22 protein-coding genes and 1 pseudogene are annotated in these 20,825 nt (G+C 31.0%); 6 read left to right on the top strand and 17 right to left on the bottom strand.

All coding sequences use genetic code 11. The features are described 5' to 3' along the window. Positions 1–6 precede the first annotated feature (6 nt). The 7 genes from CF386_RS05380 to CF386_RS05350 all read right to left on the bottom strand — a co-directional run bounded on the left by CF386_RS05380 (position 7) and on the right by CF386_RS05350 (position 5,636). The gene (locus CF386_RS05380; RefSeq protein WP_089073383.1) at positions 7–633 is read right to left on the bottom strand and encodes an NADH:ubiquinone reductase (Na(+)-transporting) subunit D; all 627 of its coding nucleotides are present in this window, start codon (positions 631–633) and stop codon (positions 7–9) included. Then, positions 633–1,409 carry a Na(+)-translocating NADH-quinone reductase subunit C gene (locus tag CF386_RS05375; protein WP_089073382.1) on the bottom strand — a complete coding sequence of 259 codons (777 nt, stop codon included), beginning with the start codon at positions 1,407–1,409 and terminating at the stop codon, positions 633–635. The genes CF386_RS05380 and CF386_RS05375 overlap by 1 nt, the downstream gene beginning before the upstream one ends. Further along, on the bottom strand, positions 1,390–2,643 hold the full coding sequence (locus CF386_RS05370; protein WP_089073381.1) for an NADH:ubiquinone reductase (Na(+)-transporting) subunit B: 1,254 nt from the start codon (positions 2,641–2,643) through the stop codon (positions 1,390–1,392). The genes CF386_RS05375 and CF386_RS05370 overlap by 20 nt, the downstream gene beginning before the upstream one ends. Before the next feature lie 112 nt (positions 2,644–2,755). Then, complete coding sequence (locus CF386_RS05365; RefSeq protein ID WP_089073380.1) at positions 2,756–4,111, bottom strand: Na(+)-translocating NADH-quinone reductase subunit A; 1,356 nt, start codon at positions 4,109–4,111, stop codon at positions 2,756–2,758. Between the two features lie 94 nt (positions 4,112–4,205). Beyond that, a complete protein-coding gene (locus CF386_RS05360) occupies positions 4,206–4,514 on the bottom strand; it encodes a BolA family protein (RefSeq protein WP_089073379.1) in 309 nt (102 codons plus the stop codon). Between the two features lie 25 nt (positions 4,515–4,539). Beyond that, positions 4,540–5,049: a class I SAM-dependent methyltransferase gene (locus CF386_RS05355; RefSeq protein ID WP_225971744.1), complete on the bottom strand. Its 510-nt coding sequence runs from the start codon at positions 5,047–5,049 to the stop codon at positions 4,540–4,542. 23 nt (positions 5,050–5,072) lie between these two features. Beyond that, positions 5,073–5,636, bottom strand: a complete 564-nt coding sequence (locus tag CF386_RS05350; RefSeq protein WP_089073377.1) for a 23S rRNA (guanine(1835)-N(2))-methyltransferase RlmG — start codon at positions 5,634–5,636, stop codon at positions 5,073–5,075. Between the two features lie 137 nt (positions 5,637–5,773). Between CF386_RS05350 and CF386_RS05345 the strand changes: the two genes are divergently transcribed. From CF386_RS05345 to CF386_RS05335, 3 genes are read left to right on the top strand one after another with little or no spacing between them, the layout of a single operon-like run. Further along, on the top strand, positions 5,774–6,682 hold the full coding sequence (locus CF386_RS05345) for a 2-dehydropantoate 2-reductase (protein ID WP_089073376.1): 909 nt from the start codon (positions 5,774–5,776) through the stop codon (positions 6,680–6,682). After that, entirely contained in the window at positions 6,669–6,965 is a 297-nt protein-coding gene (locus tag CF386_RS05340) for a DJ-1/PfpI family protein (protein WP_089073375.1), read from the top strand. Before CF386_RS05345 ends, CF386_RS05340 begins: the two co-directional genes overlap by 14 nt. After that, complete coding sequence (locus CF386_RS05335; RefSeq protein WP_158522307.1) at positions 6,899–7,285, top strand: type 1 glutamine amidotransferase family protein; 387 nt, start codon at positions 6,899–6,901, stop codon at positions 7,283–7,285. Before CF386_RS05340 ends, CF386_RS05335 begins: the two co-directional genes overlap by 67 nt. A gap of 63 nt (positions 7,286–7,348) precedes the next feature. On the opposite strand, the pseudogene thiI reads toward CF386_RS05335, so the two are convergent. Continuing rightward, positions 7,349–8,799 (bottom strand): annotated as a pseudogene (gene thiI / locus CF386_RS05330) (tRNA uracil 4-sulfurtransferase ThiI). Positions 8,800–8,950: 151 nt separating this feature from the next. On the opposite strand from thiI, the gene xseB reads away from it, so the two are divergent. The 3 genes from xseB to dxs all read left to right on the top strand — a co-directional run bounded on the left by xseB (position 8,951) and on the right by dxs (position 11,911). Next, positions 8,951–9,106 (top strand): exodeoxyribonuclease VII small subunit, encoded by a 156-nt coding sequence (gene xseB, locus CF386_RS05325; protein ID WP_089073373.1) that lies wholly within the window; start codon positions 8,951–8,953, stop codon positions 9,104–9,106. Positions 9,107–9,167: 61 nt separating this feature from the next. After that, positions 9,168–10,052: a polyprenyl synthetase family protein gene (locus tag CF386_RS05320; protein ID WP_089073372.1), complete on the top strand. Its 885-nt coding sequence runs from the start codon at positions 9,168–9,170 to the stop codon at positions 10,050–10,052. 2 nt (positions 10,053–10,054) lie between these two features. Continuing rightward, positions 10,055–11,911, top strand: coding sequence for a 1-deoxy-D-xylulose-5-phosphate synthase (gene dxs / locus CF386_RS05315; protein ID WP_089073371.1), 1,857 nt, complete (start codon positions 10,055–10,057; stop codon positions 11,909–11,911). 9 nt (positions 11,912–11,920) lie between these two features. Here the strand turns inward: dxs and thiL are convergent, their stop codons facing one another. The 9 genes from thiL to purL all read right to left on the bottom strand — a co-directional run bounded on the left by thiL (position 11,921) and on the right by purL (position 20,781). Continuing rightward, a complete protein-coding gene (gene thiL, locus CF386_RS05310; RefSeq protein WP_158522306.1) occupies positions 11,921–12,562 on the bottom strand; it encodes a thiamine-phosphate kinase in 642 nt (213 codons plus the stop codon). Next, the gene (locus CF386_RS05305; RefSeq protein ID WP_089073768.1) at positions 12,553–12,873 is read right to left on the bottom strand and encodes a thiamine-phosphate kinase; all 321 of its coding nucleotides are present in this window, start codon (positions 12,871–12,873) and stop codon (positions 12,553–12,555) included. The genes thiL and CF386_RS05305 overlap by 10 nt, the downstream gene beginning before the upstream one ends. After that, positions 12,860–13,336 carry a transcription antitermination factor NusB gene (nusB, locus tag CF386_RS05300; RefSeq protein ID WP_089073369.1) on the bottom strand — a complete coding sequence of 159 codons (477 nt, stop codon included), beginning with the start codon at positions 13,334–13,336 and terminating at the stop codon, positions 12,860–12,862. The genes CF386_RS05305 and nusB overlap by 14 nt, the downstream gene beginning before the upstream one ends. Before the next feature lie 3 nt (positions 13,337–13,339). Beyond that, positions 13,340–13,804, bottom strand: a complete 465-nt coding sequence (gene ribH / locus CF386_RS05295) for a 6,7-dimethyl-8-ribityllumazine synthase (protein ID WP_089073368.1) — start codon at positions 13,802–13,804, stop codon at positions 13,340–13,342. 67 nt (positions 13,805–13,871) lie between these two features. Next, on the bottom strand, positions 13,872–14,957 hold the full coding sequence (gene ribB, locus CF386_RS05290) for a 3,4-dihydroxy-2-butanone-4-phosphate synthase (protein WP_089073767.1): 1,086 nt from the start codon (positions 14,955–14,957) through the stop codon (positions 13,872–13,874). Positions 14,958–14,979: 22 nt separating this feature from the next. Further along, the gene (gene ribD / locus CF386_RS05285; RefSeq protein ID WP_089073367.1) at positions 14,980–16,035 is read right to left on the bottom strand and encodes a bifunctional diaminohydroxyphosphoribosylaminopyrimidine deaminase/5-amino-6-(5-phosphoribosylamino)uracil reductase RibD; all 1,056 of its coding nucleotides are present in this window, start codon (positions 16,033–16,035) and stop codon (positions 14,980–14,982) included. A 21-nt stretch (positions 16,036–16,056) separates the two neighbouring features. Further along, on the bottom strand, positions 16,057–16,509 hold the full coding sequence (nrdR, locus tag CF386_RS05280; protein ID WP_089073366.1) for a transcriptional regulator NrdR: 453 nt from the start codon (positions 16,507–16,509) through the stop codon (positions 16,057–16,059). A 15-nt stretch (positions 16,510–16,524) separates the two neighbouring features. After that, the gene (locus CF386_RS05275; RefSeq protein ID WP_089073365.1) at positions 16,525–16,863 is read right to left on the bottom strand and encodes a P-II family nitrogen regulator; all 339 of its coding nucleotides are present in this window, start codon (positions 16,861–16,863) and stop codon (positions 16,525–16,527) included. A 24-nt stretch (positions 16,864–16,887) separates the two neighbouring features. Further along, positions 16,888–20,781, bottom strand: a complete 3,894-nt coding sequence (purL, locus tag CF386_RS05270) for a phosphoribosylformylglycinamidine synthase (RefSeq protein WP_089073364.1) — start codon at positions 20,779–20,781, stop codon at positions 16,888–16,890. Positions 20,782–20,825 lie beyond the last annotated feature (44 nt).

Raw genomic sequence — 20,825 nt, 5'->3', positions numbered from 1 at the left:
CACCTTTCAGTTTTCAATCTGCTCAGGATTATATATTCTTATAACCCAAATCATCAGTCCAATTATAAAAAAAGCTGATGGTGCTGTTAACATAAGTCCATTAGGCTCATACCATCCACCATTTTTTGCGAGTGGTAAAATCTCATAGCCAAATACTGAACCTGATCCTAAGAGTTCTCTAAAAAAGCTTACAGTAATTAATATAAAACCATAACCCACACCATTTCCAACTCCATCTACAAATGATTCCAAAGGTTTAGACTTCATTGCAAACCCCTCAGCTCGTCCCATTACAATACAATTAGTGATTATTAATGGAACAAAAACTGATAATTGTTTTGAAATATCATAAAGATAAGCCTTTAGAACTTGATCAACTAATATTACTAGAGAAGCAATAATTGTCATTTGAATAATAATTCTTACACTATTAGGTATAATTTTTCTGATTACAGAAACAAATAGATTTGAAAAAGCTGTGACAAAAATTACAGCAAGTGACATAACAAAAGCAGTATCCATTTTAGTTGTAACAGCTAAGGCCGAACAAACTCCCAATACCTGCAATGCAATTGGATTATTTTGTACAATTGGTACAATTGCAAGTTTTCTATAACTTAGAGTGTTTTCCATTAAACATCTCCTTCTTTTAGATTCTCAATAAATTTTTTATAACCAAGCTTACCAAACCAAAAATCAATTGTATTTTGAACTCCATTGGTAGTTAAAGTGGCTCCAGATAATGCATCTACGTAATATTTATTAGGTTTAGTATCAGGAATTTTCTTAACTAACTTGATGCCAACTGAGTTGTTTTTATATATTGTCTTTCCTTTGAATTGTTCCTGCCATTTCAAGTTTTCAACCTCACCTCCTAATCCTGGGGTTTCTCCTTGCTTATAAAATGTTATACCTTTTACCTTTTTTCCGTCTGGAGTAATTGCTATAAATGCATACATCATTGACCATAAACCAAGACCATGAATGGGCAAAATAATAGAATCAACTTTATTGTTTTTCTTAACAAAATAAATTTTAGCAAAATTTTCTCTACGAATTATTTTTGCAATATCTTGCTTAGCCGATAATTTTTTAGAGTATTTAATATTTGTACCTAGGGAATCTTTATTATAAATCTCAGGTGTGATTTTTTCTGATAACTCGCCAGATTGAAGATCTAAAATTTTTTCAATAATGTTTGTATTATATATATCTGATATATTACTTTTATTGAATGGGATATTAGCTACTTTTAAGATATTTTGTTGGATATCTCTTTCAGCATTAACCTTCTGAATTGGTTTTAAGAACAAGACCGATGCTGAAACAATAACTGAACAAACAAGGCATAATAATATTACAACAATAAAAGTACTTGAGATTGAATCTTTATTTTTTAACATCTTCATGTCTTGAAATTCTCCTGCGAATATTTCTTTCAAGAATCAAATGATCAAACAATGGAGCAAAAAGATTTGCAAAAAGGATTGCTAGCATCATTCCCTCTGGATATGCTGGATTTAGAACTCTTATAATCACGCACATAAACCCTATCAATAACCCATAAAATATTTTCCCTTTATTAGTATACGAAGCTGATACGGGATCAGTAGCCATAAACATCATCCCAAATGCAAAACCACCAAGCACTAAATGCCAGTAAAATGGCATGTTAAACATAGGATTAGTATTCGAACCAATTAAATTAAATAATGATGCTGTAATAATCATCCCTAAGAAAGTGCCCAAAACAATTCGCCATGAAGCAATACCCATATATAATAATAAAGCCCCTCCAAATATAATTAAAAGAGTGGAACCTTCACCCATAGAACCAGGTAAATTTCCTAGGAAAGCATTCAACCATGTTACTGGCATTTCAGTAGAATGGTGTATCAGTCCATTTTGTCCATCAGCAGCCCACTGACTGAGAGGAGTTGCTCCACTATATCCATCAACCACATTCCAAACAGTATCACCTGAAAGTTGAGCTGGATAAGCAAAATATAAAAATGCTCTTCCAGCTAAAGCTGGATTTAAAAAGTTTCTTCCAGTACCACCAAATAATTCTTTGGCAACAACAATACCGAATGAAATACCTAATGCTGCTTGCCATAAAGGTATTGTTGGAGGTAAGGTTAAGGAAAATAAAATAGATGAAGCAAAAAAACCTTCGTTTATTTCATGTTTCCTTATTGTAGCAAAACATACTTCCCAAAAACCTCCCACAATAAAAACAGTTAAGTAAACTGGAAGGAAGTAACTCGCTCCAATTAAAAATTTAACTAAAAAACCAGACGATTCAGTTATCTCTAATCCCAAAAACTCAATAAAATATAAGTGCCAATTGGAAGAAATTATAGAGGAAATCGCATTTAAGTCATTATTTGCAAACAAATCAAAAATGGCTTGATTGCCGATGTTGTACCAACCGTAAAACATTGTTGGAAAAACAGCTAACCACACAGCAATCATAATTCTTTTTAGGTCTATGTTATCTTTAGCATGAGTACTTGTTTGAGTTGTTGTACCGGGTGTGTAAGCAATTGTAGCCACAGCCTCATAAAGTGAATACCAACGCTCATACTTTCCGCCCGGCTCAAATTTATGTTCAATTGATTCTAAAAAATGCTTTAAACCCATGAAAAAACTCCTCGAGGAAATGTAATCTCACTTAATAAGTATAGAATCTATGTAAGAAAATTTAATTGGCTGGGTTATTTAATATCAATAAATTATGTTTTAATTTTGAAAATTAAACTTCTTTATAAATAATATCTAAACAGTGCCTTAATTTTTTATTAAAATTAGCTTTACCCGGACAAACAAAATTACATAATCCTAAATCTTCTTCATCTAGCTCCAAAATTCCAATTTTTAATAAGTTATCAATATCTTCTGCATGTAAGTATCTCAAAAATAAAGTAGGCTCGATATCTAACGGCATGATTTTTTCATAATTACCAATTGGAACCATAGAACGTTTACTACCATTCATTGATGTATTAATGTTAAATCTTTTATTTTTAAAAAATTGACTTGTAAAAGCCTTAGTTACAGAAAATTTATTCTTACCTGGTTTAATCCAACCCAAAAACTCTTTTTGGTTACCTTCCTCTAGTATAGATAACTGTAAATGATATTTTCCTAAATTACTTTTAATACTTTCCATTTTAATACCATTTAAAATAGAACCTGATATGATTCTTAACTTAGGATTTTTATAAATATTGTTCTGAACTTGATCTAAGATATCCAAGCCAGAACCAATATCAACTTCATAAAGTGCCGGTTTAATTACAGTTGGTCCAGCAATTGAAATTATTTTCTTTGTCAATAAGTGACCATGTAAAAATAAATATCCAATACTGATAACATCTTGATAATTTATATGACTAACAGGGTGATTTAAATCAGCACCATAAAGAAAATGAATATGAGTGCCAACTAACCCAGCAGGATGAGGTCCGTCAAAAATCTCTTCTTTTATTTTTTCATTTTTAGGACAAGGAATTATATCAGTATCCTTACATAAAAAAATTTTTTCACTACAAATTTGGCTAACCACTTCAAGCCCAATTAAAAACTCTTTTTCATATTTATTAATAATAATACTTGGCTTAGGTGATAATGGATTTGTATCAATTGCATTAACAAAAATAATGTCAATTGTGTCATTAGGATTTGTTACTCTTGAGAATGGCCTTGTTCTAAGCCCTAACCAAAGGCTAGTATCAAGCAAAATTTTAATCAACTCACTTTTTTCATATTTATGTATTGAAGTAATTGAATGATTGGGTATTTGAACTATCGAATTTTGACTATCATCTTTTTTTACTACAACTGATTCTAAAGATCTTTGATAGCCTCTATTTATTGAATCAACTGTGCCAGAAAATGGGCTAATAAATTTTAATTCTGGTATTTTTTTGTCAATAAATAATATATCACCTTGATTAACTTTATCGCCAACTTTAACTTTTAATACAGGCTTTATTCCAATAAATTCCGTACCTAAATAACCAAAATATTTTGAACTAAGGTACCCATCGATGTCCTGTTCTGGTTCGCCTTTTATTGGAATATCTAAACCTTTCTTGATTTTAATCATAATAGTTAAATCTAAAATAAACTTAACAAAAATTTAACATTTATTGCAAAAACAATCTTAATTTATTGATTCCATTACGATATAAATCACATATTTATTTGTGCTGACAATCAGGTGTTTGAATATTACTTATATTTTCTTTTTTCCACTCACTTTCATCAAACAAGTGAAGAGATAACGCATGCACACTTTGGAAAAATTTTGCGCCTAATAATTCGTTAATAAACCTATGTCGCTTAATTAGAGATAATTTTGTGAAATTATTACTTACAACAATAACTTTGAAATGGCTTTCTGCATCATCAGGAACATTATGCTTATAGCTTTCATTTTCTATGTGTAAAAAAGAAGGCTTCAACTCATTAGTTAATTGTTCACGAATATAATTTTCTTGCTTTTTCATAATTAATAAAGCTCCTCAAGATTATTTATTTGTTGATTGACTCTAAAATAACAAATTTTGAATTTTGATTTATTAACTTAACATTGCCATAAATCTTTTTCAGTACAATATGATAATTCAAATGTCTATTGGCCACAACTCTCAAAGCTCCAAATTGCAAAAGCACTTTTTTGCTATCTTTAAACATGTTTATAGCTATCCCTTTCATTATTGTATTATTTTGATGAAATGGAGGATTACATATGACCAAATCAAATTTTTGTTTAATACCTAAAGTACTATGTGTCCAAAAAAAATGAGCTTTGTCTTTAAAATATAAATTATAATTTTGATTAGCACTTTGAATGGCCATCTTTGATTCATCTGAAAAATAAACGATCGAATCACTCTGTTTATTTTTCAAATTTATACCTAATATTCCATTTCCACATCCTAAATCCAAAACATACTTATAATTATTTTGAGGTAAATTTTCTAACAAAAACCTTGTTCCAATATCTAACTTTTCTCTAGAAAAAACATTCGAATAATTTATGACCTTGTAAGGATATTTATCTATTAAAACCTCTTTAAAATTAATTTTCTTTTTTGTATTTTGATAGCATTGCTACTAAATATTAATTTTGCTTTTTTTTGAGTTAGACTAATATTTGCATCCTTAAATGTATGAGTATATAAATTATAAGTATTTCGAGTTAAATATTTAGCCATCCCTGCAGAAATAAAATTACTCTTTGGTGACAATGATGAAAATTTGTTTAGGATTTCTCGTAAAAAACTTAAATTTTTGGGAATTTTTATAACAATTAAATCATAGTTTTCTTTAATATCATCAAGTTCAGAAATCAGTTTAAATTTTTTTATCGGATTATTCAGTCGTAGAGCACTTAAGCTTAAGTATGAGTCAATGTATGTTGTCACATCCAAGTGTTGAAAATATCTAGTTAAAGCACCAAAAGCATCATTCACAATTATAATTTTTAATCCTTCTAATTCCATTGTCTGCATTTTTTGAATAATGAGTTCATCAGCAGCATCCCATGCTCTGAGGAGTTCTTGATTTGGATATCGTTTTAAGTTTAACTTCTCTAATTCTTTTGTAATTTCTTTAAGTTCTTTCATTGACGTACTTCGTTAAATATCATTAAAATATGGAAATGATTATGACAATCCTTTGAGTTTTATATGTAACTTTGCAAAAAAGATCAAGAGGATTTTCATGAATTTTTCAAACATTCAAACTAAATATTTTAACTTTTATGAACATTTCAATTATTGGTAATGGCGCAATTGGTAGCTTACTTGCTCACAAACTCGTAAATATAGGAAATTTTCCTCACTTATGGGATAAGACTAATAATCCAATTATCCAAAGCCATTTAATAAATTTAAATGGTAAAAAGACAACCCACACATTCAAAGCTAATAATTCCACATTACTAATCAAAAGTGATACAATTTTTATTTGTCTAAAAGCACATGCAATTTTAAAATCTATGCATGTTTTGCAAAAATATATATCTTATAAAACCAACCTGATTTTTGTACATAATGGTATAATATCTAGAGAAAAATTAAACAAACTTTACCCTTATAACTCAAAATTTATTATGGTCACCAGTTTAGCTGCGCAGAAATTAAATTTAAATACAGTTCGACATACTGGGGATAATTTTTCGTGGATTGGAGCCATTAATAAGAGCTATAATTCTCAAAAAGTTATATCTCGTTTAATAAATCTAAACTTTATCAAATTGAACTCAGCTCCTCAAATATACAATATTCAGTTAAAAAAACTATGTATAAATATGATTATTAACTATATAACTACTGTAAATGATTGCAAAAATGGTGCATTGGCACAAAAAAAATATAATCAATTGATTTTAGATCTATCAACTGAATGCCGAAATATTTTAGAAAAAGAACAATTTAACATCGAGTTAGAAGAAATTTTGGCAATCACTTATGAAGTCATACAAAAAACCCAAAATAACACTTCTTCTATGTTACAAGACAAAATTAATAATAGGAAAACTGAAGCTGATTACATAAGTGGTTATTTTATTGAGTTAGCACATAAACATAACCTAGAAATACCTTTAATTATTTCATATCATAACAAAATTAAACAATTACAAGAAAGAATAGGCCATGATAGAACCTGAACTAAAAAAAAGATTAAATATTGCTATTATAGTATCTGACTATGCTGATGAGCTTGAAGTGATAACATTATGTTCAATATTTAGATTAGCTAAATCTAGCGTTAAGCTTTTACATAATGGACCAACAAAACGAGAAAGTTTTACGGGGTTATACGGAAATAAAGTTCAAGTTGATTCTCATCTTTTAGAATTGTTAAACGAAGGCTTTGATCTAGTGTGTGTACCAGGAGGTGGATTTTTTCTGAATATACTGCTTCAAATATTGCATCACAAGAGTTTTTAAAGCAACATATTTATGAAAAAAAACTACTAGCTTTATCCGGTTCATCTGCATATTTCATTAAAAGTAATATGGATTATTTTAAAAGTGCGATATCTACATGCTCTCCATGTTTTTGGGATAAAATATCTACAAATAATTTAAGAAAAAAAAGAGTTACATATGATAAAATTCATAACCTCATAACAAGTCAAGGTCCTGGTACTGTGATGGAGCTTGCTCTTGAAATTATAAAACTTAAGATTAATAAAATAGAAGCTTCTAAAATAGCTGATAACCTAATCGTATGGCCAAATATGCACTATGGAATTATGCCAAAGTAATTGTTTTTTACGCTTAAGTCATCAATCTAAGTACAACATACAGGTACTTAACTATAGTAATAGTTATTTTGTTTTTTCAAAGACTGCAACATTTTTAAAACCGGATTCAATCAAATGTATAGCTTGTAAGCGACTCATTACTTGCCTATCACAATATAAAACATAATTTTTACTTTGATCTAAAGATGGGAACTTACTGACTAATTTATAAAAAGGAATTTCAAGGATATTTGAAAAATCAAAGTCAAGTGGTGTTGATTCAATTTCACTGTTACTTCTAATGTCCAATAAAACATCTTCATTTTCATCTAAAACACTAACTGTGTTGACTGGTGAAAACCCATCATTTTTTGTTGCAATTACCTGTCTGATGTCCTCAAGTTTGGCACCTTCAATACATTGAGATATTGAATTCTCTTTGACTTTAGACTCTTCTAAGATTAACTTATTAAAATCAGCTTTAATAGTTGGCTTTTTAGATATAATACTACAATATTCAGGAATTGACTTGCAAAGTTCTTCAGTACCAATATTTTTGTTAGTTTGATAATTTCTTCTTTATCACTTGTTATTAAAGGTCTCAAAATTAATCTATCTGTGGCAAGATCAATTAGTTTTAGATTACTCAGTGTCTGGCTAGAAACCTGACCAAGTGCTTCACCAGTGACTAAGGCTTCTATTTTGAGTTTCTTAGCGATTTCGCCCGAAATTTTCATAAACATCCTTTTCAGAACAACTCCCATATAACCATCACTTACATGCTCAAGAATATCTTCAATAACTGGATTCAAATCAACTGTTATGAAGTTTACTTTTGCAGACGAGCCAAATTCATTCCAAATAAAGTGAGCGACTTCTTTAACGCTTCTTTCATGATCAGGGCCACCAAGATTAAAAAAGCAAAAGTGAACTTTACTACCTCTTCTAATATGTTGATAAGACGAAGCACTAGAATCATACCCCCCAGAAATTAAAGAAAGGACGCTTTCTTGTGTTCCTAATGGAAATCCACCAAGAGCATTATATCTTCTTTTGACTATACTGAATTCATCGCCATCAATTTCAATGTTTATAGCCACTTCAGGTTTCTTTAAATCTACTCGAGTTTTTTTAACCGACTGAAATAAGTCACTTCCAATTTTTCTTTCGACTTCAGTAGACGAAAAATTATGATTACCTCTTCTTTTAACTCTTACACAAAAGCTTTTGTTTTCAATTATCTCATTATAAAATTTATTAGAAATCTCAGATATTTCGTCTAAATTATCAAAATTAAATTTAACTACTTCTAAAAAATAGTTTATACCAGGAATCTTTGATAAGTAGTCAATGACTTTAGTATCATATTGCTTAATTGAAACCTCAATATGAGTTCTTTTATTATACACAGCAACGTTTGCTAGTCTTCTTTTCAGAATATTTCTAATATTACATTCAAGAATTTTAGTAAATCGTTTTCTAACTGATTCGCTTTTAGTAAATACTTCTGGGTGAGGTTTTATAATAAAATACATTGGGAGCTTTTCTCAAAAAATTACTATCTATTATTATACCCTAAATAAAATAAACTAAGAATCATTACTTTATTTAATTTACAAAGTAAAGTTTGATTATCAAACGCGGTCTATTGTAAAATAAAGTTTATTAAAAAAAAAAGCGTATAATATGTCCAAGAAAATTGAAAATTTAAGCTTTGAAGAATCTTTAAATTATTTAGACTCAATTATTAAGGAATTAGAGTCAAATGATATTACTTTAGAAGAATCTCTAAAAAAATATGAAGAAGGAATTGCTGTAGCTAGATCTAATCAAAAAAATTAGAAGAAGCAGAACTCAAAATTCATAAAATCAAGAATCAACAAACTGAGTAAAGCTATCATTTATGAAAAATCAACCATTTAGTTTTGAGATATATTCTAAAAAAATTCATGAAAATATGAGTTTTTTTTTAAATCAATTGCCTAATCAGGATCAAGAGTTAATTCAATCTATTAAGTATTCTTGTTTGAATGGAGGTAAACACGTAAGAGGCATATTGGTCTATCTAATAGCCGAGTTATTTCAAGTTACTTCTTCAAACGTTGATAAAATTGCTATTTCTGTTGAGTTAATGCATACCTATTCTTTGATACATGATGATTTGCCAGCTATGGATGACGATGATATCAGAAGAGGACAGCCAAGTAATCACATAAAATTTAATCAAGCCACCGCTATTCTTGCGGGTGACGCACTTCAAGCATTAAGCTTTGAAATATTGACACAACTTACTATTAAGCCTCATTATATTATTAGACTAATTGAATTGCTTTCTAACTCAGTAGGTACAAAAGGAATGTGTTTAGGTCAATCATTAGATATTTTAAACGAAAATAAAACAATTGATCTGAATACTCTAAAAAAAATACACCAACTTAAAACTGGAGCACTTTTTAAATCTTCTATTCTTATGGGAGCTATAGTATCTGGTGATGAAAGTAAAAAATATTTAAACTCTTTATCTCATTTTGGCGAAACAATAGGCTTATTTTTTCAAGTCCAAGATGACATTTTAGATATTACAAGTACAACTGACGAACTTGGTAAACCGCAAGGCTCAGATCAAAAGATATATAAGAGCACATTCCCATCTTTATTAGGGCTTGATGAGGCAATCGTATATGCAAATGAACTTCAAGAAAAATGTTTGTTTATAATAAACCAACTTCCTGGAAATAAAGAGAAGTTAATACATTTAATCAAAATACTTTCGAAACGAAAAAAATAATAATGAATAATACTACAAATTTCACATATACTCTTTTAGATAAGATTAATAACTCAAATGATTTGAAATGTATCCCCCTTTCATCTTTACCTGATTTATGTCAAGAAATTAGAACCTTTCTATTAGAAACGTTAAATGAAGGCGGGGGACACTTTGCATCTGGTTTAGGTGCTATTGAGTTAACTGTTGCTCTTCATTATTGTTATGAAACACCTTTTGATCAAATACTATGGGATGTTGGGCACCAGGCATATCCCCATAAAATATTAACTGGCAGAAAAAGTAAACTTAACACTATAAAAAAGCTGAATGGTTTGCATCCATTTCCCTGGAGAGAGGAAAGTGATTACGATGTATTATCTGTGGGTCATTCATCCACTTCAATCAGTGCAGGGCTTGGAATTTCTATAGCGGCTCAAAAAGAAGGAAAAGGCAGAAAAGTCGTCAGTGTAATTGGTGATGGTGCAATAACTGCGGGTATGGCTTTTGAAGCTATGAATCATGCTGGAGATATTAAACCAAATTATCTTGTAATATTAAATGATAATGAGATGTCAATATCAGAGAATGTTGGTGCATTGAATAAAAATTTAAATCGCTTTTTATCTGGAGATTTATACTCAAATTTTAGGGAAGATAGCAAACGACTATTAAACAATATCCCTCCCCTCAAACACTTTGCAAAAAAGGCAGAGGAACATATTAAAGGCATGGTAATCCCAGGAACTATGTTCGAGGAATTAGGTTTTAATTATATTGGGCCAGTAGATGGACATGACGTTTTAGAACTTGTAAATATTTTTTCAAAAATAAAAAAACTTAAGGGACCACAATTTCTTCACATTTTAACTAAAAAAGGTAAAGGTTTTAAACCTGCTGAAATTGATCCTATTAGATATCATGCAGTAAACCCAAACTTTAACTCTTCAGACATCAAACAAAAACCAAAAAAAGAGTCCAAAATACTATCAACATATTCTGAGATTTTTGGGAAATGGTTGTGTGATAAAGCTTCAAAAAATAATAAGATAGTTGCAATAACACCCGCAATGAAAGAAGGATCAGGATTAGTTGATTTTGCACAAAATTACCCTGAACAATTTTTTGATGTAGCCATTGCAGAGCAACATGCTGTGACATTATCTGCGGGTCTTGCTATTGGGGGATTAAAGCCAGTTGTTGCTATCTATTCAACTTTTCTTCAGCGTGGATATGACCAACTTATTCATGATGTGGCTCTTATGAACCTACCTGTTATATTTGCAATTGATAGAGCTGGTGTTGTTGGTCCTGATGGTCCCACTCATCAGGGTATGTTTGATATATCATTTACACGATGCATCCCAAATTTATGTATATTGACACCTAGTGATAAATTTTCCACTTTGGGTTTATTAGATTTATGTTTAACATTAAAATCCCCTGTTTGTATTAGATACCCAAGAGGCAAAGCTCTGGAGTATAAAAAGTATAAAGAGAAAATTAAGTTTGAAGTAGGTGTTTCCCAAACATTACATGAAGGAACTAAAATAGCAGTTTTAAATTTTGGTAGTTTACTAAATACTCTAGAAAATGTTTGTGTAAAATTAAATGCAACGCTTGTTGATATGCTATTTGTCAAACCTTTAGATACTGCTATGTTAGATAGAGTCATTAAAGAGCATGACTACATTATCACCGTTGAAGATAATGTAATAAAAGGAGGTGCTGGATCAGCCGTTATTGAATATATGATGTCAACAAAAAATATTAAACCCACTCTACAATTAGGCCTCCCCGATAATTTCATTGAACAAGGTTCTCAGGAACAAATCTATAAAAAGTTAGGTTTAGATTCTGAAGGTATTATAAAAAAATAAAAAATTATGTTAATAACTAGAAAAGTGCTCGTAAGTTTTTAAATTTAAGGATTTTATTTCTTTCTCATCTTTTTTAAAACTTACTCCTTTTCCTTCACAGACAGTTCCAATACAAGATATATTTATATTAGTTATTTTAGAAATTTTTTGAATCTCTTGAAAGTTCTCTTTTGGTGCCGTAAAACACAACTCATATTCTTCACCACTAGACAGAGCTATTTCTTCACCATAGCCTAATTTTTTATAATTTTTAGAAGTAGGTAATTTTTCAATATCAATACAAATATGTTTGTTTGATTTTTCAGCAATATGACTTAGTTCACTATACAACCCATCAGAAACATCAATACAAGCAGAAATAAATGTTCTTAATTTTTGTGCTAAATCAATTCTAGGAACAGGATGCAAATGCTTTCTAATAAAATAGTCTTTAACTTCTTCTTGCATTTCTGTAGGGTGATTTAATAAAACCTCTAAACCAACAAAACTATCACCAATATTGCCAGTAACGAATACTAGTTCATCAACTTTAGCAGATGATCTTAATGCAATTTTGTTTTGACTACTACCCATAACTGTCCAAGTAATACTTAAGGGGCCTTTAGTGGTATCACCACCTACTAACTGCACATTATGTTGTTCTAAAAGCACCTTATATCCAGCACAAAATCTCTCATCCACATTTCAGAAATATTTGGTAATGTAATCGATAATAAGGCCCAACTAGGATTACAGCACATTGCTGCAATATCACTGAGATTAACAGCTAAGGATTTATACCCCAAATCATAAGGGGTAATATTTTTAAGAAAATGAGTTCCTTCTACAAGAGTATCTGTTGAAACAACTATTTTAGAAGAAGGATTTAAAACTGCACAATCATCACCAATCCCCTTTAGAACGTCACTTCTAGAGAAACTCTGATTTTTAAAGTACTTTTCGATTAACTCAAACTCTTTCATCTTTTCTTGTATAAATGATAGCTTTATCTAATACGCCATTTACAAATTTATGACTATCATCCGATGCAAATGTTTTTGCTAATTCAATTGACTCATTAATTACTACTTTATAGGGTACATCTTTACAAAATAATAACTCAAACATTGATAGTCTTAAAATAGCTAATTCCATAAAATCTAAATCTTGAATTGGCCTTGAAAGAAATGGCATCATTTTACTATCAAGCTTAGAGTAATTATCAATCACTCCAGAAAATATTTTTTCAAAATAGTCAATGTCTGTATTTTTATCGGTGAAGCTTGGTTCAGACTCATGATACTGCTCTTCATCTAACTTTTCTTTAGATAAAAAAAGATTTTTAATATATTCCGGATTATCTTGGGTAATTTGCCATGAATATATTGCTTGTGTAGCAAAATGTCTTGCATTTCTTCTAGCTTGAGGTTTCATTCTTTTACTCATAATTTAAATTTTTGATAGGACACTAATCATTTCAAGGGCGCTTAAAGCCGCTTCTTCACCTTTATTTCCAGCTTTTGTTCCAGCTCTTTCAATAGCTTGCTCTATTGAATCTACAGTCAAAACACCGAAGGCAACTGGAACTTCATGCTCCAATCCAACATTCATTAAACCTGAGTTACAAGCACTGGACACATATTCGAAATGAGGTGTACCTCCTCTAATAACACTACCTAGAGCAATAATAGCATCATATTTTTTTGTTTTTGCAATTTTTTTTGTAATTAAAGGAATTTCATAAGCACCAGGGCATTTGACAATTGTAATATTCTTTTCATCTAAACAGCCTTGTCTCAACAAAACCTCTTTGGCACCTATCAAAAGACTTTCATTGATAAAGCTATTAAATCTTGCTATGACAATAGCAACTTTTGCTTCTTTATTAATAAAACCACCTTCAATAATATTCATACCTTATTATCCCCTCAATATAAAAATGGATGCATCTTATCATATTTTAATACTAAAAATATATTATTTATTTAGTTATATACTCAGTAATTTCTAAACCAAAACCTGACAAAGCGTGGTACTTTTGATCACTGGAAGATATTAACCTCATAGTTGAAACATTTAAGTCGGACAATATTTGGGAACCAACTCCAATGTTTCTTGAAACTTGTTGACATGTACGACTATTAATTTCATTTTTCTTAACTTTATTTAAAAAATTAGCTTCTTTTTGTTCATTACTAATAAAAACTAAAACCCCACCTTCTTCAGAGATTTTTTTCATTGAGCTTTGAAGAGACCACAAACTATCTGAAAAGTTTTTTATTTGAAAAATATCAGCCATTGTATCTTGCAAATGAACTCTAACCAATGTATTGGAACCTATATCTCCCTTTTTAAGGGCATAGTGAAGACGACCATCAATTAAATCTTTGTAAGTGTGAAGCGAAAAAATACCATGCATTGTATCAACATCAATTTCAGAAATTTTTTCAATAGTAGTTTCTTTAATATTTCTATATTCGATTAAATCAGCAATAGTACCTATCTTGATTTTATGTAACTTTGAAAATTTCATTAAATCGTCTCTTCTAGCCATAGTTCCATCATCATTTAGGATTTCAACAATCACGCTAGAGGGAGTTAATCCAGATAATCTAGCCAAATCACAGCCAGCTTCTGTGTGCCCTGCACGTGTTAGAACACCTCCTGGTTGTGCTCGAAGGGGAAAAATATGACCTGGCATAACAATATCCATCTCTGTAGCATTATTATCAATCGCTGCTAAAACTGTAGTCGCGCGATCATGTGCCGATATTCCAGTTGTTACACCTTTAGCAGCTTCAATGGAAACCGTAAAATTTGTACCATATTGCTCAGAATTATTTGAAACCATCAATGGCAAGTTCAGTGCATCAGTTTTTTCAGAAGTCAAAGTTAAACAAATTAGACCACGTCCATATTTACTCATGAAGTTTATCTTATCAGGCGAGATCTTTTCAGATGCAACAATCAAATCTCCCTCGTTTTCTCGGTCTTCATCATCAACCATTATTACCATCTTGCCTTGTTTGAAGTCATCCAAAATTTCTTCAATTGAACTAAATTTTATCTGATCCAGATGGTGCGAAATTTTACTCATACTTAACCTCATAGACAGTTTTTAGATCTTCCCCTATTAAAGTAATATCTAAAATACTCAATTTAATAACTTCATTCATATTAGTATATCCCATAGGACCAAACATACTAAAAGAATCCCCTCCCATAATCTTCGGTGCCTGGTAAAGTACTAATTCATTAACTTTTCTTTGTTTCAAAAATGAAGAAGCAAGTTTTGAGCCACATTCAATTAAAACTTGATCTATATTGAAATCTTTAAGGGTTTTGAGTACATAGCTCAAGTCTATTTTATTTTCTTTACAATATTCTCTTGGAATCTGAATTTGAATAATATTTGAGTCTATAATATTATCATTTTTAACTAAATTAAAAATAATAATATTTTTGTTCTTTTTAAAAACATTTAAATTGGGTGTTAAGTTATTTTGTCTATCTAAAATAACAATAATTGGCTCATTTATAGTACTTTCATCAGTTTCCATTCTAACTATTTGAGGAAACTCATTTATCCTTACGTTCAAGCTTGCATTGTCTTTTATAATAGTTGTGCTTGATGATATTAATGCATCGCAACTAGCCCTGTACAATTGAACATCTGCTCTCGATTTTTTTGACGTTATCCATTTGCTTTCTCCATTAGCAAGAGCAATTTTTCCATCTAAACTTACACCTAATTTAAGCGTAACTGAAGGTGAGTCATTGTTCATTGTGAAAAGGTAAGATTTATAATAATAATCAATTTCAGCAGAAAAGACTTTCTTATACTTTCTGTCATTGCCTCCAACAGATGTCCCTATAAAAATGTTACTCACATTGAAGTTACTTAAAAAGCTACTAAATGTAAAAACATCTTTTTTATTTGTCGGTTCTAAAGAAAGGAAAACATCAAAGGAACCAGGTATTAATAATTTATCCGGAATTTTATCTATAAGTGTCTGTAAATTTATTTCAATATCAAAATAAATTATTTTTTCTTTTGTGAAAAGAATTAGAACTTTGTTTCTGTTAGAAAAAAATTTTTTATAATTGAGCAGCTCAATACATTTGTTAATTACATTATCTAACATAAGTAAGATTCTTAAGTATCTCTAGTGACTTTTTAATTTATTAATTTCTGTAATAAACTCACCAATATCTTCAAATGATAAGTAGACTGATGCAAAGCGTATGTATGCAACATGATCTATTTTTTTTAAAGCATCCATCACAAGAATGCCCAAAAATTTCGAATCAATTTCTCTCTCACCTTTAACTCTTAATTCAAAGGAGATATCTGCTAGCATTCCTTCGATTACATCAGTACTTACAGGTCTTTTTTCCAATGATCTTAAAACTCCTTTTTTTAATTTTTCTATTTGGAATTGCTCCCGATTGCCATTTCTTTTTAAAATAAAAGGTAAAAATAATTCAGCGCTTTCGAATGTTGTAAACCTACCATCACACTTCATGCATTGCCTTCTTCTTTTAACCTGTGAACCATGATCCACTAATCTAGAGTCAACTACTTTAGTCTCTTTATTTTTACAAAAAGGACAATGCATAAATATTCCTCAAAGTTAAATAGCTTCTTCGTTTTCTTCGCCAGTACGAACCCGAATAACTCTATCTATATTTTGAATAAACAATTTACCGTCACCTATTTTTCCAGTATGTGCAGAATCAACAATCTTCTCTATACATTCATCTAACATCTCATTTGAAACAACAATTTCTAGCTTAACTTTCGGCAAAAAATCAACCATATACTCTGCACCTCTATAAAGCTCCGTATGTCCTTTTTGACGTCCAAAGCCTTTTACTTCAGTAACAGTCATTCCAGACACACCTAGCTCTGAAAGAGCTTCTCGTACATCATCTAATTTAAAAGGCTTAATAATTGCTTCTATTTTTTTCATTTGAAATCCTTCTAACAGCAAAATTTATTTAATCGATAATCTAGCATTTCTAAATATTTTCATCCAAGGACTATCTTCTTCCCAATCAGAAGGATGCCATGAATTACTTACAGTTCTAAAAACTCTTTCTGGGTGTGGCATCATGATCGTTGCTCTTCCATCAAGAGAACAAAGTCCAGTCACACCATCCATAGAGCCATTCGGATTTGCAGGATATTTATCTGTTACTTTACCATAGTTGTCTATAAAGTTTAGAACAATAGCATTCTCTTTTCGAGCCAGTTCGTAATGTTCTTTTTTTGCAAACTCGACTCTCCCTTCTCCATGAGAAACAACAATTGGGATGGTGGAACCTGACATATCGGTAAATAATTTTGATTTATTATCTCTAACTTTAACAAGACTAAATCGTGCTTCAAATTGTTCTGAAGTATTTTTTACAAATTTTGGCCAAAAATGAGCTCCAGGAATCAAATCTTTCAAATTAGACATCATTTGACATCCGTTACATACCCCAAGGGAAAAAGTATTATCACGATGGAAAAACATTTCAAATTGTTTAGCAAGTTCATCTTTAAATAAAATTGTTTTTGCCCATCCCTCCCCTGCACCTAAAACATCTCCGTAAGAAAATCCACCGCAAGCAGCTAATCCATTAAATTTACTTAGATTCTTTGAACCATTTATCAAATCTGACATATGTACATCTACAGCATCAAAACCAGCCCGATCAAAAGCTGCAGCCATTTCAGACTGAGAATTAACACCTTGTTCTCTTAAAATAGCTACTTTGGGCTTACTTCCAGTTAATAAACTAGGAACGCTGTTATTCTTTATATCAAATGTGAGCGAACAATTTAAACCTGGATTATCAGAGTCCAAATCAATTTCTTTTTCTTGTGCAACAGATTCTGGATTATCTCTAAGCATTTTAATTTGATATGACGTTTCAGACCACAAAGCTTTCAATTCTATTATACTTGATTGAAAAATCTTGGCTCCATGACTAAATATTTTAATATCTCTAGAAGTATTCGCTTGACCAATTTTTTTAAAACAATGTAAAAGTCCATTTTTTTTCAGTATATCTTTAACTAAGTCAACTTTTGAGTTTTCTATTTGAATGACAGCACCAAGCTCTTCATTAAAAAGTTCCTCAATTGGATTACTTTCAGAATAACCGATTTCTATATCTATACCAATTCTACTTGCAAAACTCATTTCTGACAAAGTAACGAATAAACCACCATCACTTCGGTCATGATAAGATAAAAGTATTTCATTTTTAATCAAAGATTGAATTGTGTTAAAAAAACCTCTCAACAGTGACGGATTATTTAAATCTGGGGTTTCAGTACCTAATTTTTTGTAAACTTGAGCAAGTGCAGATCCCCCCAGACGATTACGACCTTCGCCTAAATCAATGAGCCATAAACTTGTATCTTTTATATCTGGGTTCAGTTCTGGAGTTACTGTATTTCTAATATCCTTTACCCTTGCAAATGCTGTTATCACTAGCGATAAAGGAGATGTAACCTCTTTTATTTCTCCATTTTCTTGCCACTGTGTTTTCATTGACATTGAGTCTTTACCAACAGGTATTGTTAAATTTAACTCTGGGCAAAGCTGTTCCCCTATTGCTTCAACTGCACGATATAATCCAGCACCTTCGCCAGGATGGTCGGCTGCTGACATCCAGTTTGCAGATAAGTTAATTCGCTTAAAATCTCCAATATCGGAACAAGCTATGTTTGTAATCGCTTCAGAAACAGCTAACCTTGCAGATGCTTCAAAATTTAATAATGCTACCGGAGCTCTTTCTCCTATGGCCATAGCTTCGCCATGATAAGTATCAAAACTTGCTGCTGTAACTCCACAGTTTGAAACAGGTATTTGCCAAGGTCCTACCATTTGGTCTCTTGCAACCATCCCAGAAACACTTCTATCTCCAATAGTAATAAGAAAAGATTTATCTGCTACTGCTGGTAAAGTTAGTATTCTCTTTACAGTTTCTTTCAACGATAAGTTATCAGTATCTAATTCATCTCCTGCTGGTTTAAGAGTGTCAACTGATATTTCAAGTTTTGGTGGTTTACCTAATAATATATCTAATGAAAGATCAACAGGGTTATTTGAAAATTCACTATCTTGTAATAATAGTTGTTTAGTTTCAGTGACATCTCCTACAACGGCATATGGAGCTTTTTCTCTTTTACAAATATCATCAAATATTGATAAATTTTTTTCTTCAATAGCCAATACATATCTTTCTTGCGATTCATTACACCAAACTTCTAAAGGACTCATACTAGGTTCATCATTCGGAATATCTCTCAATTGAAATGCACCACCTCGGTTTCCATCATTTACCAACTCGGGTAATGCATTTGAAACTCCTCCAGCTCCCACATCATGGATAAAACATATTGGGTTTCTATCACCTAGTTGCCAACATCGATCAATCACTTCCTGACATCTTCTTTCCATTTCAGGGTTATCACGTTGTACAGAAGCAAAGTCTAATAGTTGATCTGATGTTCCAGATGACATCGATGATGCTGCACCACCGCCTAATCCAATATTCATTGCAGGACCACCTAGAATGATAACCTTAGAACCAAGTGGAATAGTTGTCCATTTCTTTTGAATGTCTTCCGTACGAATGTTTCCTAGTCCTCCGGCAATCATGATAGGCTTATGATATCCTCTCACTTCTAGCCCATTAAAAGAATTAACTCTTTCTTCATATGTTCTGAAGTAACCTAAAATATTAGCTCTACCAAATTCATTATTAAAAGCAGCACCTCCCAGAGGTCCTTCAATCATAATATCAAGTGGGCTCACAATTCGATCAGGTCGACCAAAATCCGACTCCCAAGGTTGAATAAAGTTAGGAATATTTAAATTTGAGACACTAAATCCAACTAAGCCTGCTTTGGGCTTTCCACCAACACCTGTCGCACCCTCATCTCTAATTTCTCCACCTGATCCTGTAGCTGCTCCAGGCCATGGTGAAATTGCAGTTGGGTGATTATGAGTTTCAACTTTCATCAATATTTCAACATTTTCATTTGAATAACCAAATGAATGACTAGAACTATCTGGGAAGAATCTACCTGCAGTTGAACCTTTCATGACGGCAGCATTATCTTTGTAAGCAGATAAAACATAATCATTATCTTGATTGTAGGTATTTTTAATCATTTGAAACAGTGACTTATCTTGCTCTACGCCATCTATAGACCATTTAGCATTAAAAATTTTATGACGACAATGCTCTGAGTTTGCTTGAGCAAACATCATCAACTCCACATCGGTTGGATTCCTATTCATTTTGATAAATTTATCATACAAATAATCTATTTCATCCTCAGCAAGTGCTAGGCCCATTGATTTATTTGTTTCATAAAGAACGCCTTTACCTTTTTCTAACAGCTGAATTTCCGATAATGGTTTAGGTCGCTCAACATCAAAAAGTTTTTGTGCATTATCAATTTCAAACTCAACAGTTTCGATCATTCGATCATGTAATAGGTTTTTTAATTTGTTTTTTTCTGAATCATTTAAGCCCTTCGAGTGAATTACATATTGAATGCCTCTTTCAACTCTTCTAACTTTTGTTAAATCACAATTATGCACTATATCTGTTGCTTTTGATGACCATGGTGAAATAGTTCCATATCTGGGTAATACAAAAAGAGAATCATCATCATTTGAAACAGAATTAAATTTATCTCCGTAACATAAAAGCTTTTCTAGTTTTATATGTTCATTTTCACTAAGTGTTTCTTCAATATCAATAAAATGTACGTAACGGGCTTGTATATTTTCAACAGGCACTTTTAATTCTTTACACTTATTTAATAGTTTTGTAATGCGGAAATCAGATAATGCTATCGAGCCATATATTACTTTCATGCAAATAATTCTCTTCTGGTCATTGAATTAGATTTAAAATGATT

Origin of the sequence: Paraphotobacterium marinum (assembly GCF_002216855.1) — a bacterium.
Classification (GTDB): domain Bacteria; phylum Pseudomonadota; class Gammaproteobacteria; order Enterobacterales; family Vibrionaceae; genus Paraphotobacterium; species Paraphotobacterium marinum.
The sequence above is the reverse complement of the archived record's forward strand: the minus strand, read 5'-3'. Positions and strand labels throughout refer to the sequence as shown.

Coding starts and splice junctions, on each gene's coding strand:
- CF386_RS05380 (WP_089073383.1), bottom strand. CDS start 633: ATGGAAAACACTCTAAGTTATAGAAAACTTGCAATTGTACCAATTGTA.
- CF386_RS05375 (WP_089073382.1), bottom strand. CDS start 1,409: ATGAAGATGTTAAAAAATAAAGATTCAATCTCAAGTACTTTTATTGTT.
- CF386_RS05370 (WP_089073381.1), bottom strand. CDS start 2,643: ATGGGTTTAAAGCATTTTTTAGAATCAATTGAACATAAATTTGAGCCG.
- CF386_RS05365 (WP_089073380.1), bottom strand. CDS start 4,111: ATGATTAAAATCAAGAAAGGTTTAGATATTCCAATAAAAGGCGAACCA.
- CF386_RS05360 (WP_089073379.1), bottom strand. CDS start 4,514: ATGAAAAAGCAAGAAAATTATATTCGTGAACAATTAACTAATGAGTTG.
- CF386_RS05350 (WP_089073377.1), bottom strand. CDS start 5,636: ATGAAAGAACTTAAAGAAATTACAAAAGAATTAGAGAAGTTAAACTTA.
- CF386_RS05345 (WP_089073376.1), top strand. CDS start 5,774: ATGAACATTTCAATTATTGGTAATGGCGCAATTGGTAGCTTACTTGCT.
- CF386_RS05340 (WP_089073375.1), top strand. CDS start 6,669: ATGATAGAACCTGAACTAAAAAAAAGATTAAATATTGCTATTATAGTA.
- xseB (WP_089073373.1), top strand. CDS start 8,951: ATGTCCAAGAAAATTGAAAATTTAAGCTTTGAAGAATCTTTAAATTAT.
- CF386_RS05320 (WP_089073372.1), top strand. CDS start 9,168: ATGAAAAATCAACCATTTAGTTTTGAGATATATTCTAAAAAAATTCAT.
- dxs (WP_089073371.1), top strand. CDS start 10,055: ATGAATAATACTACAAATTTCACATATACTCTTTTAGATAAGATTAAT.
- CF386_RS05305 (WP_089073768.1), bottom strand. CDS start 12,873: ATGAAAGAGTTTGAGTTAATCGAAAAGTACTTTAAAAATCAGAGTTTC.
- nusB (WP_089073369.1), bottom strand. CDS start 13,336: ATGAGTAAAAGAATGAAACCTCAAGCTAGAAGAAATGCAAGACATTTT.
- ribH (WP_089073368.1), bottom strand. CDS start 13,804: ATGAATATTATTGAAGGTGGTTTTATTAATAAAGAAGCAAAAGTTGCT.
- ribD (WP_089073367.1), bottom strand. CDS start 16,035: ATGTTAGATAATGTAATTAACAAATGTATTGAGCTGCTCAATTATAAA.
- nrdR (WP_089073366.1), bottom strand. CDS start 16,509: ATGCATTGTCCTTTTTGTAAAAATAAAGAGACTAAAGTAGTTGACTCT.
- CF386_RS05275 (WP_089073365.1), bottom strand. CDS start 16,863: ATGAAAAAAATAGAAGCAATTATTAAGCCTTTTAAATTAGATGATGTA.
- purL (WP_089073364.1), bottom strand. CDS start 20,781: ATGAAAGTAATATATGGCTCGATAGCATTATCTGATTTCCGCATTACA.